12 protein-coding genes are annotated in these 11,694 nt (G+C 40.6%); 2 read left to right on the top strand and 10 right to left on the bottom strand.

The features are described from left to right. From ACYQ21_RS02220 to yfmF, 5 genes are all read right to left on the bottom strand, one after another. Positions 1-443: ISAs1 family transposase (locus ACYQ21_RS02220; RefSeq protein WP_460054689.1), on the bottom strand; the 443-nt coding region annotated here is incomplete at its 3' end. 114 nt (positions 444-557) lie between these two features. After that, complete coding sequence (pgsA, locus tag ACYQ21_RS02215) at positions 558-1,103, bottom strand: CDP-diacylglycerol--glycerol-3-phosphate 3-phosphatidyltransferase (RefSeq protein WP_460054687.1); 546 nt, start codon at positions 1,101-1,103, stop codon at positions 558-560. A gap of 7 nt (positions 1,104-1,110) precedes the next feature. Then, positions 1,111-1,983 (bottom strand): helix-turn-helix domain-containing protein, encoded by an 873-nt coding sequence (locus ACYQ21_RS02210; RefSeq protein WP_460054685.1) that lies wholly within the window; start codon positions 1,981-1,983, stop codon positions 1,111-1,113. A gap of 89 nt (positions 1,984-2,072) precedes the next feature. Continuing rightward, the gene (gene yfmH / locus ACYQ21_RS02205) at positions 2,073-3,356 is read right to left on the bottom strand and encodes an EF-P 5-aminopentanol modification-associated protein YfmH (RefSeq protein WP_460054684.1); all 1,284 of its coding nucleotides are present in this window, start codon (positions 3,354-3,356) and stop codon (positions 2,073-2,075) included. Beyond that, positions 3,346-4,608, bottom strand: coding sequence for an EF-P 5-aminopentanol modification-associated protein YfmF (gene yfmF / locus ACYQ21_RS02200; RefSeq protein WP_460054681.1), 1,263 nt, complete (start codon positions 4,606-4,608; stop codon positions 3,346-3,348). Before yfmF ends, yfmH begins: the two co-directional genes overlap by 11 nt. A 240-nt stretch (positions 4,609-4,848) precedes the next feature. Between yfmF and ACYQ21_RS02195 the strand changes: the two genes are divergently transcribed. Together ACYQ21_RS02195 and recF are read left to right on the top strand one after the other, a co-directional pair. After that, on the top strand, positions 4,849-5,247 hold the full coding sequence (locus ACYQ21_RS02195; RefSeq protein WP_460054679.1) for an RNA-binding S4 domain-containing protein: 399 nt from the start codon (positions 4,849-4,851) through the stop codon (positions 5,245-5,247). Positions 5,248-5,253: 6 nt separating this feature from the next. After that, the gene (gene recF / locus ACYQ21_RS02190; protein WP_460054676.1) at positions 5,254-6,339 is read left to right on the top strand and encodes a DNA replication/repair protein RecF; all 1,086 of its coding nucleotides are present in this window, start codon (positions 5,254-5,256) and stop codon (positions 6,337-6,339) included. 268 nt (positions 6,340-6,607) lie between these two features. Here the strand turns inward: recF and ACYQ21_RS02185 are convergent, their stop codons facing one another. From ACYQ21_RS02185 to ptcA, 5 genes are all read right to left on the bottom strand, one after another. After that, positions 6,608-6,805, bottom strand: a complete 198-nt coding sequence (locus ACYQ21_RS02185) for a hypothetical protein (protein ID WP_460054674.1) — start codon at positions 6,803-6,805, stop codon at positions 6,608-6,610. 181 nt (positions 6,806-6,986) lie between these two features. Next, positions 6,987-7,925 carry a carbamate kinase gene (gene arcC, locus ACYQ21_RS02180; protein WP_460054671.1) on the bottom strand — a complete coding sequence of 313 codons (939 nt, stop codon included), beginning with the start codon at positions 7,923-7,925 and terminating at the stop codon, positions 6,987-6,989. 12 nt (positions 7,926-7,937) lie between these two features. Continuing rightward, positions 7,938-9,035, bottom strand: a complete 1,098-nt coding sequence (aguA, locus tag ACYQ21_RS02175) for an agmatine deiminase (RefSeq protein WP_460054669.1) — start codon at positions 9,033-9,035, stop codon at positions 7,938-7,940. 11 nt (positions 9,036-9,046) lie between these two features. After that, a complete protein-coding gene (locus tag ACYQ21_RS02170) occupies positions 9,047-10,414 on the bottom strand; it encodes an APC family permease (RefSeq protein ID WP_460054667.1) in 1,368 nt (455 codons plus the stop codon). Between the two features lie 34 nt (positions 10,415-10,448). Continuing rightward, positions 10,449-11,471 (bottom strand): putrescine carbamoyltransferase, encoded by a 1,023-nt coding sequence (gene ptcA, locus ACYQ21_RS02165; protein WP_460054666.1) that lies wholly within the window; start codon positions 11,469-11,471, stop codon positions 10,449-10,451. Between the last annotated feature and the right edge of the window lie 223 nt (positions 11,472-11,694).

The raw sequence follows: 11,694 nt of genomic DNA, 5'->3' as shown, positions 1-11,694 counted from the left end.
ATTTCGTTACTCTTTTCATCAACTGTCAGCTGACCAAGACAAATCGAATCTGTTTTGGAATAAGCCGAAACAACGTGGTTCGCACGCTGACTTTCAGAGCGATTACCACGCATTGTTTTACCATCAATATTGATAATTTTCTTTAGCTTTTCAGTTTCACCACTCGCTTTTAAACTAGACCATTTCAACTGAAGTTCCGCTGTTACAGACGGAGACATCACACGCTGAATCGTATCATGTGATGGAATGCCATTTTCTAACGAAAGATAACCTTTCAAACTATCCTCGAAAACTTTGCCAAACTCCTCAATCTCAACGAAGGTATCTGCCTCAACTAGTGTACCGAGCAGCACGAGTAACAAAATATCACTAAGTTTATGTTTTACTTTTATTGCTTGGCGCGGATCTGTGACGCTTTCTAAATACGCGTAGATTTCGTACATCATGAACTCCCTTAATAGCTTTTCTTTTACTTTAACATAAATAGAGATACTAGGGAATTATTTATTTCATGCGTTTGTCGTGATATTGGTATGTATTTTTTATAACTTAACAGACTAATCTGCTTCCTTAAACACATTCATATTTTGAGCAAAGTAATCATAGCCTGAGTAAATGGTTGCGGCTAGGCAGATGTATAAGAAAATCACGCCAAGTAAGTGCCAACCCAGTAACAAGAAGATAATCGACAACATTTGTGTGAAGGTTTTGATTTTGCCTGGTAGGGCAGCTGCCATAACAACACCACCTTGCTCGACTAAAAGCAAACGCAAACCTGTCACGGCTAATTCCCGACAAATGATAATGGCAATCACCCAAGCTGGTGCCAATTTCAAGGGCACTAACATGATAAAGGCTGACATGACTAACATTTTATCAGCCAAGGGATCAGCAAATTTACCAAAATTTGAGACGATCTGCCATTTACGGGCTAAATAGCCATCTAACCAGTCAGTTGCAGATGCGACTGCAAATAAAATCGCAGCGACCACTTGCCAAGCGTGATATTTACCACCCAATGCTAAAGTCAAGATAAAAAGTGGGATAGCAAAGATGCGGGCAATAGTTAAATTATTAGGTAAGTTTTCTTTGGTTAATTTCATCAGTTCTCTATTCTATCGTTATCGTCAGGGTTGCAGGACTTTCAGGTGCGACAATACGCGACAAATCAATTGGCGTATCGCCAACTTTGATAGTCAAACCTGCCGTTTTACCTAAGGTCAAGACGGTTTCCTTACCTGTCAGGGTTGCAGTTGTTGGTGTCGCTTCGGTCAAGGTTACTTGACCCTCTGGCAAGTCTGAGTTGGTCATACCGACCCAAACGTCTACACCTGCTACTGTATTGAAGCTAACTTTTACTGGACTTGTGACTTGTTTCACCGTTGCTGCAAGTACTTGACCATTGCCCGTCACCGTAATTTCAGCTTTAGGTGGCTCTGGTACTTTTGATTCCGAGGAAGCTGATGAGGTACTCGGTTCAGTGGAACTTGCCGACTGTTCACTTTTAGTGCTGGTCGATAAACTGTAGAGGTGATCGGCGATGCCTTTGTTTTTAGGCTTGTTGAGGATGACCGCAGCTGAAATGCTGATGATAATCATAGCAGCAACAGTACCTAGCAAAACGATGGGCAGGTAATAACGCCACTTTTTACCGCCCTGCTCTTCCTCGTCCGCTTCAAAACGTTCAGATGGCTTGACAAATCGATAGTTTTCAGATAAATCCGGTGGTACTTCATGCACATTGATGCGTTCATTCTTTTCATAGGCTGTGAGGAGCTGATCATAATTAAGCGACAATCGGTCTGCATACTGCTTGAGGTAGGCTTTAACATAAAAGTCCCCTGGCAAGGCATCATAATCATCATGCTCCAAGGCGACGATATATATTTTCTGAATTTTAGTTAAGTCTTCCGCTTCGTTGAGGGTCATATCAAGCTTTGCGCGCTGATCGCGTAAAACTTGTCCTACTGTTTTTTTTGCCACGAGAACTCCTTTCTGGACATTTTTTGAACTGGTATTTAGCTTATAGACGATTCAATGTTCGTCAGCAGCACTTTTTTCTTTATATTTTTCTATTTAGGATTCATAATGAATTCAGTCGAAACCATCTCTTTAACAAATCGATCTGCATGTTGCTCGATTTTTTTCAAGGTCAGATTTGACAAAATCATTGGAAAATCAAAGAAGGTCACACCTTCAAAAAGATTAGATGAAAATTGATTGGCGATAAATTCTAAAGAATTTAAAGACTTATAATAGTCGCCAAGCATTTCTTTTTTGATGATTGTCAGATGGTCTAAATTGAAATCATTTTCTATTTTATAACTTTTTAGCGTATCACGCAAAACTTTAGCGAGTTTGATGGGATAAATCGTGTCAGATGTCATACTAGCAAAATGATATTGTGGCGCCACTTCAAAATCAAAACCGAAGGAGTCATCAATCAAGCCTTGATTATAAAAGCTTTCATGGCGACTGCTGGTATTGCCCAAAATCATCGTCAACATGAGTTGAATGGCCAGCTTATACTCAAATCTAAGCAAAGGATCTGACGGCAAGCGGTCATAGCCTCTAAAACCGAGCGCAAGTTTCGGAATGGTCACATCAAAAGCCAATTTATTGGTCGCAATCGGTGCCGCTGTCACAAACGGCGCACGTTGAATTGGCTCAATCGGCTCAAACCGCTTTTCAGCTTGATTTTTCGCAACCAAGGCTGCCATCTCTGACACGTCGAATGGGCCTGTCAAAAAGAGCGTCATATTGGCTGGATGGTAAAAAGTCTGATAATTTTTATATAAATCTTCCGCTGAAATACGTCTGATACTCTTCGGCGTGCCTGCAATATCGGCAGCTAAAGGCGACTTAGGATAAAGATTTTGTAGGAGACCAAAAAACAATCTAAAGTCTGCATCATCTTGATACATCTGGATTTCCTGTGTGATGATACCTTGTTCTTTTTCGACAGAAGCTTGTGTGAAATAAGGCTCTTGAACAAAATCTAGCAGTAATTCAACATTAGGCTCAACATTTTCCATGGTTGAAAACAGATAAGATGTCCGTGTAAAACTCGTAAAAGCATTGGAATTAGCGCCCAGCGCACCAAAAAAGTTCATGGCATCGCCATCTTCTTTCTCAAATAGCTTATGCTCTAAAAAATGGGCAATGCCTTCTGGAAAGGTCTGCATATCTGAGCTACCACGTGGTACAAAACGTGTATCTAAACTACCAAAATTTGTCGTGAACAAACCATAAGTTTTGTTAAATTCTGATTTAGGCAAATAATAAACGAGCAAGCCATTATCTAACACATCTTTATAGAGTGTTTCACCGACTTGTGGATATTTTTTAATCTCCAAGGCTCTCTCCCTCCATAAAGTACAAGGCTTGCAAGTGTAATGTTTGAGCTACTCTGACGACATCTGCTTTGGTCACAGCATCTAATCTTTGCAACCATTCTGATTGGGAAAGCTGACGATCTGGTAAAAGTTGTTTGATATAAGCCTGATCGATCAAATTTGAGGGTGAATCTAGTGATAAGAAATAAGCATTTCTCAGCATATCCTTGGTTTGACACAGTTCACTATCTGAAATATCGCCTTGTGCCAAAGCACGGACTTGCGCTCGTATAATGGTCAAGGCCTTACTGCGATGTCCCGCATCAATGCCCGCTGAAATTTTCAAAAAGCCTGTGAAGGTATCAAAACGTGAATTAGCATAATAAGCCAAACTTTCTTTTTCACGCACATTTGTGAATAATTTAGAATGCGAAAAACCACCTAAAAGGCCATTCAAGACTTGCATGGTCAGATAATCTGCATCGCCATATTTGACCGGATGACTATAAGCCAGCTGCAAAATGGATTGATTGACAGCTTCTTTTTCTGTCTTTTCACGCACGATATTGGATGTTGCTTGCTCATAAAAGACAGTACGCAAAGGCTCCCTATCAGTAAAAGGCATTTCTGAAAAATAAGCCCTGATACTGGTCTCCTGAGCAGCTGTCAAATCCCCCAGAATCCAAATATCAATCGTATCTGTCAGCAACATTTTCTTATAGTAGTCAAAAACACTCTGACGCGTCTCATGCGCCATCAGCTCAACCGTTGAAATACTCGGTGTCGACAGATTTTTATCCGCAAAAAATAATTCCGTCAAACGCGTTGAGGCAACGTAAGCCTTATCTTCACGCGTTGAATCTAAATAGTGCAGGAGATTTTTCTTTTCACGCGCAAAAGTTTCTTCATCGAAACCAATGTCGTCAATCAAAGGCATAAATAGCGCCTGATGTATGAGCTCAACCGCGTCTGTCACCGTATCACTTGCGACAAATTTAGGATTGACCACACTCATACCGATATTCAAAAAATGATTATCGCCTTTTTTTGAGACCCCTGTTGCAAAACTTGCGCCGTACATCTCTGATAATTTCCGCTGAAACTGTTGATTAGTCGTCAAAACTGCGTTTGATGTCTCCCAGAGATTGGAAATAATGACCCGCTTGGCAACTGTTTGCCGTGACATCTTTGTCCGAAAGCGCACCAAAAACTGCACTGTCTTAAACTTCGTTTCCTTGATGATATGTAAATTTACACCGTTTTTTATTTTCATGTTTGTCCTTAATTTATGTACTTTTCTATTATACCAAAATATAAGCATCTGAACACCAAATCAAGTAGAAGATTTCGATAAATTTTCAAGCGCACTGATTGCCACTGCGGCTAATTTTTTCAATGTTTATAACGTTTCCTGTCAAGTTAAACTATCAGCTTATTCCCTTCCTCGTCACACTATTTAGCGAAAGATGCCGATTGCGCGCCTACAAGGGCTCAAATTATGTTAAAATGAGGTATGAATACTTATACGATATACGATGAATTTATCACCCTTGGCAAGTTGCTCAAAGAAGCAGCGATTATCGAAACAGGTGGTGCAGCCAAACATTTCTTAGCGACCACCGACGTCTTGTACAATGGTGACTATGAAAATAGACGCGGTAAAAAACTTTTCGACGGCGATGTGCTTGAATTCCCAAGCTTCGGTCTCAAAATTAATATTGTCGCAGCGACAGCAGATGAAATTGCGGCACATCAAGCCGAACTTGACGAAGAGGCACGTGTCAAAGCCGTTGTCAAAAAAATCAACGCTGACAATAAAAAAACTGAAATGCGCCAAAAATCAGCAGCCAATAATAAAGAACAGTACTATAAACGTAAAACCAGTAAACCAAAATTCCCTGGTGCTAAATAAATCCCTATGATTATTTCCGAGTTACATCTCACCAATTTTCGAAATTATAACCATCTCGACCTCACGTTTCATCCCAACTTAAATATTTTCGTCGGACAAAATGCCCAAGGCAAGACCAATATTGCTGAAAGCATTTATTTTCTGGCTCTGACGCGCAGCCACAGAACGCACGCTGACCGTGAATTGATGACTTGGGGGCAAAAAGAGATGTCCGTAGCTGGCACGATTCTCAAAAAAAATACAACTGTCCCACTCGACATCACCTTGACCCCCAAAGGCCGAATTGCCAAAGTCAATCACCTCAAGGAAAATCGGCTGGCTGACTATATCGGCCATCTGAATGTCATCATGTTCGCACCTGAGGACTTGGCGATTATCAAGGGTGCGCCTAGTGTTCGCAGACGGTTTATTGACATGGAAATCGGGCAGATTCGCCCAGTCTATCTTTACGATTTGATGCGCTATAATCAAACGCTCAAAGAACGCAACAGCTATCTCAAATTCGATGCGGCAAAAATTGACTCTAATTTTCTGGACGTCCTAGACGATCAGTTGGTCGAATATGGCGAAAAAGTCATGACCCATCGCCAACAATTTATCACCAACCTCACTGAGATTTCTGCTGATTTGCACCATCATCTCAGCCATGGTCAAGAAAACTTAAGCATCGTTTATGCCCAAAATATCAAGACTGACTTTGCAACCGAGCTGAAACAAGCACGTCAAAAAGACCAGTTTCGTGCCCAGACTTCTGTGGGGCCTCATCGGGATGACTTGCAATTTTTGATTAATGACATTAATGTGTCAAATTTCGGCTCCCAAGGTCAGCAACGTACCACCGCCTTGTCAGTCAAATTAGCTGAAATTGAGCTGATTTATCAAGAAACGGGTGACTATCCGATTTTACTCTTAGACGATGTCATGAGTGAGCTTGATAATCAAAGACAGCTTGATTTATTATCTCTGGTTATCGGTAAAACACAGACGTTTATCACAGCAACGACACTAAATCATCTGCAACATTTGCCAGATAAAATGACGATTTTTAAAGTTAATCATGGGGAAATTACAGAACAAGATAATAATCATTAAACACCTAAAAATATCTGATACCCAAGCACCCCGAGTATCATCAATCTCATAGCTATCTATTAGCTTACCATTTTTATCTGTAATTTTCGAATCTGATTCATTATTATTTGAACTACTACTATCTTTATAACTCATAGAATAACCTTCATCTCCTGAAGCATTGCTAACTTTGATGATAAAGTAATTCTTTAAATTTCGACTTTTATCTGCAGTAGCTGAAGAAAAATGAGTTTCAGAAGTTACTTTTGGAGTAACTTTCTCAAAAATACTAAGAGATAAAACGGTAAGACAACTCAAAGCTAAAGCCAATATTTTGACATTTTTCGTATTCAACTCCCCTATAAAATTCAGGTAGAACCTTATCTGTATCCTTTAATTTATCAAAGCGTTTTTCAACATTTTCACCACTCTCTGCTTTTGCACTTGATTGGTGATTATTTTCTGAATCCTCAAAAGCTGATGCCAAAAATGACTAATTTCAACATATTTTTCATAGAAAAATCCGCCATTATTCTTTATTAAAATCAGTATAACAGAAAAAAGAAAGCGCTATCGATGTTTTTGTTAAACGGATAATGAATTTAACTTTTATTTAAAAGTACAAAAAGCTCAGATTTCATCACTGAAATTTGAGCTTTTTGCTTGATTTATAAGGTAATAATCGTACCACTTTCCCCCTCAAAAACCAAGGGGGCATTTTCAAGTGAGGCAATGACCGCTTTTCGACCTTTTTTAGATGAGGCAAACTCAATCGCTGCCTCAATTTTAGGGAGCATGCTACCGGGGGCAAATTCACCTTGTTCAGCATAGAGTTTAGCTTCTTCGACGGTCAACGTATCCAAATCCACTTGATCTGGCCGCCCAAAACGAATGGCAACCCGATCGACTGCCGTCAAGATAAAGAAATAATCGGCATCAACCAACTCAGCTAGTCTTGCTGATGAAATATCTTTATCAATCACCGCTAACGCACCATCGTAATCCCCGTCACCACGTTTGACGACAGGAATACCACCACCACCACAGGCAATCACGATAAATTCATTATCTAGCAGATTGAGAATGGACTTACTCTCCACAATATCAATTGGTTTAGGTGAGGCAACCATCTGGCGATAGCCACGTCCTGAATCTTCTTGATAAACCAGTGACGGATTTTCCGAAATCATCTTCTCTGCATCTGCTTTGCTATAAAAACTGCCGATAGGTTTGGTTGGATTTTGAAAGGCTGGATCGTCAGCTGCCACTTCAACCTGTGTGACAACGGTTGCCACATTCCATGGCATGCCTTGTTTTCGCAATTCTCTTAGAATAGCGTTCTGCAAATGATAGCCAATATAGCCTTGACTCATGGCTGTACACTCAGGTAACTGCACATGCGGGATTGAACTATCCAAATTTGCTGACATATTGATGGCTTTTTCTAACATCCCGACCTGAGGACCGTTACCATGGCTAATGATAATCTCATAGCCGAGTTTGATAAGATTAACCATGGCTGGTGCTGCTTGATTGACATGGTCAAGCTGTTCCTTGGGATTGTTGCCGAGGGCATTCCCGCCGAGGGCGATGACGATTCTTTTCATGGTTCACCTCCCTTATCTTTTAGGTTGTTGTTGTGTCACACAGTGAATATTGCCGCCACCGTAGACGATTTCGAGCGTATCCACACCCACAATTTCCTTATCTGGGAACATGGCTTGAACTTGCTCAAGCGCTAGCGTATCATTTTCATCGCCATATTGCGGTACAATCACACCACCATTAGTAATCAGGAAATTCATGTATGAAGTAATACAAATATCACCATCTTCTCGTAGCAGCGTCCCTTCTACCGTGTCAATGGCGAAATCACCCTTAATCGTAATGGCATTTTTAGGACAGCAGAGTTTGTGAACTTTGAGCGCTCGACCCTTAGCATCTGTCATTTCCGTCAAAGTTTGATAAGCGGCTTGAGCCTCAGCGTAGAAAGGACTGTTCGTATCATCGGTGTAAATACAAGCCACTTCGCCCGGTGCAACGAAACATGCCACATCATCTACATGACCATTGGTTTCATCAGGATCAATCCCATCTTTAATCCAGAGGACTTTTTCACAATTGAGATGATCACAAAGCATTTGTTCAATTTCGCTCTTGCTCATATGTGGATTTCTGCCTTCATTGAGCAAACACATCTCTGTCGTCAAGACAGTGCCTTGACCATCAACATGGAAAGAACCACCTTCAAGGACAAAGTCCTTTGTTTTATAGGTATCAATCCCTTCCAGTTCAGCTACTTTTCGAGCAACCAATTCATCTTGATCCCATGGGAAATAAAGCCCATCAACCAAGCCACCCCAAGCATTGAAATCCCAGTCATTAGCACGAATTTCACCCTTATCATTAATCACAAAGGTTGGCCCACAGTCCCGCACCCAAGCATCATTATTTGACATTTCGATGACGCGAATGGTATCAGGCAACTGTTCGCGACAATTTGCATATTGAGCCTGTGAGACTAAGACACTCATTTTTGTAAAACGACTGATCGCTTTCGCCACATTGGCAAATGATTTTTGGGCAGGTTTCGCACCGTCACGCCAATTATCTGGGCGTTCTGGCCAAATCATCCAGACCTGTTCTTGTGGTTCAAATTCCGCTGGCATTCTAAAACCGTCAGCTTTAGGTGTTGTTCCGATTATTCTTTTAGCCATGATATTTTCTCCTATTTTTTAATTTTCTTAACAATAATGATTAATTCCCCTACGACGAGACAAACAATCGACCCAATCGTAATGGGTAAGACTTCTCCCAAGGTTTCTGGACTGAAATCAAACGGCACAGCGATAAAGATGAGCGATGTCACAATCAAAATAATGGGCAATGTCACCAATAGATAATGGAAAGCTTTGCCACCGCCAACTCTGAATGGTCTTTCTGTATCAGGATCAATTTTACGAAGTCTCAAGAATGCTGGGAAAATTGGAATGTAAGACAAGAGGAACATGACCAAATTCAAGGCAAAGAAACTCCAGAATAAATCTTCATTTGGTAAAAGTGGTGCGATGATAACGATAGCTGATGCGACAATCCCATTCATAATCGCTGCACCAGTTGGCATGTCTGTTTTGGCACTTCTCTTGGCAAAAACAGCTGGCATATCGCCATTTTCAGCTGCGTAACAAGCTGTATTATTAACCCCTAGAGACCATGAAACCATGTTCCCAAACAAGGTTAATAAAAACAGGAAGGCCACAATCGCCACTAGCATGCCCCCAGAATTGCCGAGCATGAGCTGGATACTATCAATCAAGCCGCTACTTGTGCTAATCTCAGAGGTTGGAATGGCAACGCCTATCCCAAATGCTGAGAAGATGTAAATCGCAGCAATTACAAGTCCGCCTGTGACAATGGCAAGTGGAATTTGTTTCTTGGGGTTTTCCATATCAGGCGCAAAGGTACACACGACCTCAAATCCCAAGAAATTGAACAGAATAACCGAGATAAAGGACAGGGATTTCATATCAAAACTAGGCAATAGAGACCCAAATGTGTATTCATTGGCAACACCGCGTGTTACCGCAACATAAATGCCGAGACAGCCAACAAGTAGCGCCAAAAAGACTTTGATAAAAGCTGCGCCATTGAGGATCCATATGCTATCACTAACAGAATAGAAGCTAATGAAGACGATTACCCAGATAAAGATGAGCTCTATCAAAATAGAGACAAGGGTATTGGGAGTTTGACCTGTCACAATGCGAATCAACTCGGGGCAAATTACGGCAAGCGATGCCATCCACAAAGGGAAGTTGATCCAGTAATACCAAGCCGTACGCGCACCCATGCGATGTCCGAAAGCTTTGGTTACCCAATCATAGATACCGCCCTCACCTTCATAAGTCGTTCCAAGTTCTGAGGCGATTAAGCCATAAGGAAGTAGGAAGGTAATCATCAGGAAAATCCACCAGAAGTATTGTGAGTTACCGATAGCTGCGACTGGAGCCGCTGCTTCAGCAACAAATACCACACAGATAACTGTCAGTATGGCGGAAAATAATTTAAATTTCTTTTTTGGTTTAACATCACTCATGTTGTTTCCTCCTTGCGTTAAACGAAACGCTAACTTAGAGTGCTAAACCTAAGAATTTCTCCAAATCAGCTTTAGCAGTTGCTTTTTCTTGTTCACTTACGCTTGTTTTATTAGCATGTTGATGGTAGAAATAAACTAGCAAGCCTCTAATAGATGATAATCTATTTTCAGCTTCATCAAAGACAATCGAATAATCTGCATCGATGACTTCATCCAAAACTTCTTCGCCACGACTCGCAGGTAAACAGTGCATGAATTTTGCCCAAGGATTGGCTTTTTTCATCATTTTATCCGTCACTTGATATTTCGGATAAAAGATGCCCATCCGTTCTTCCTCTGATAATTCTGCATCGTAGAGGCCATACCAAACGTCTGTATAGACGAAATCGGCATCAGCCAAGCCTTCACTTTCGTCTTCTGTAATGAGATAAGAACCACCAGAAACTTGACAAATTTCATCAAGTTTAGCTTGGTGATTTTCATTTAACTGGAAGCCTTTAGGGCCAAATTGGGCAAAACGCATGCCTAATTTTGTTGTAATAAGTGCTAATGAGAAGCAAACTTGTGTCGCATCACCGACAAAAACAACTTTACAATCTTCCAGTTCCTTTCCTTCTGGTAAATGCTCTAACATCGTACAAACATCGCCCATTTCTTGTGTCGGGTGGTTGTAATCAGACATCCCATTAATGACAGGAATCGTTGCATATTTTGCCAAGTCAGCCACATCGGCATGCCGATCAACACGTGCCATGACAATGTCGAGTAATCTTGAAACAACCTTAGCTGTATCTTCTAATGTTTCATGACCACCGAGTTGAATTTGACCTGGCGCTAAATATTGGGCATGCCCACCGAGTTGTGTCATAGCAGTTTCAAATGAAATGCGTGTCCTTGTTGATGATTGTTGGAAAATCATGCCTAGCGATTTATCTTTAAGTAATGGTGGATAAAAGCCAGCTTTGATACTTTTTTTGATGGCAAGTGATAATTGCAAGATTTCCCATAATTCTGCTTTGGTAAAATCTTCAGTTGTAATAAAATCTTTTTTTGACATGTGTGTGTCCTCCATTTTTTTAAAATTTTATTTTTTTCGACAAGCTTAGTTTAAACTTAAAGTACGGAGTTTACTATCATCTGCTGCTCAACTTTCAGACTTATTTTTATCTAAACTTTTCTATACCTTTTGGTCTGAATTTCCCTAAACCCCTTAAATGATAGCGTTTTTGATTTGCTATGTAAGCGTTCTTTTGTTATACTAAAATTAGATTTAAAGAACA

Source organism: Pseudolactococcus yaeyamensis (assembly GCF_054658615.1).
Note: the sequence above shows the minus strand (reverse complement) of the source record. Positions and strands in the feature narration are given on the sequence as shown.

What these genes read in the sequence shown, in the direction of transcription:
- pgsA (WP_460054687.1), bottom strand. Translation starts at nt 1,103, where the DNA reads ATGAAATTAACCAAAGAAAACTTACCTAATAATTTAACTATTGCCCGC.
- yfmF (WP_460054681.1), bottom strand. Translation starts at nt 4,608, where the DNA reads ATGAAAATAAAAAACGGTGTAAATTTACATATCATCAAGGAAACGAAG.
- ACYQ21_RS02195 (WP_460054679.1), top strand. Translation starts at nt 4,849, where the DNA reads ATGAATACTTATACGATATACGATGAATTTATCACCCTTGGCAAGTTG.
- recF (WP_460054676.1), top strand. Translation starts at nt 5,254, where the DNA reads ATGATTATTTCCGAGTTACATCTCACCAATTTTCGAAATTATAACCAT.
- arcC (WP_460054671.1), bottom strand. Translation starts at nt 7,925, where the DNA reads ATGAAAAGAATCGTCATCGCCCTCGGCGGGAATGCCCTCGGCAACAAT.
- aguA (WP_460054669.1), bottom strand. Translation starts at nt 9,035, where the DNA reads ATGGCTAAAAGAATAATCGGAACAACACCTAAAGCTGACGGTTTTAGA.
- ACYQ21_RS02170 (WP_460054667.1), bottom strand. Translation starts at nt 10,414, where the DNA reads ATGAGTGATGTTAAACCAAAAAAGAAATTTAAATTATTTTCCGCCATA.
- ptcA (WP_460054666.1), bottom strand. Translation starts at nt 11,471, where the DNA reads ATGTCAAAAAAAGATTTTATTACAACTGAAGATTTTACCAAAGCAGAA.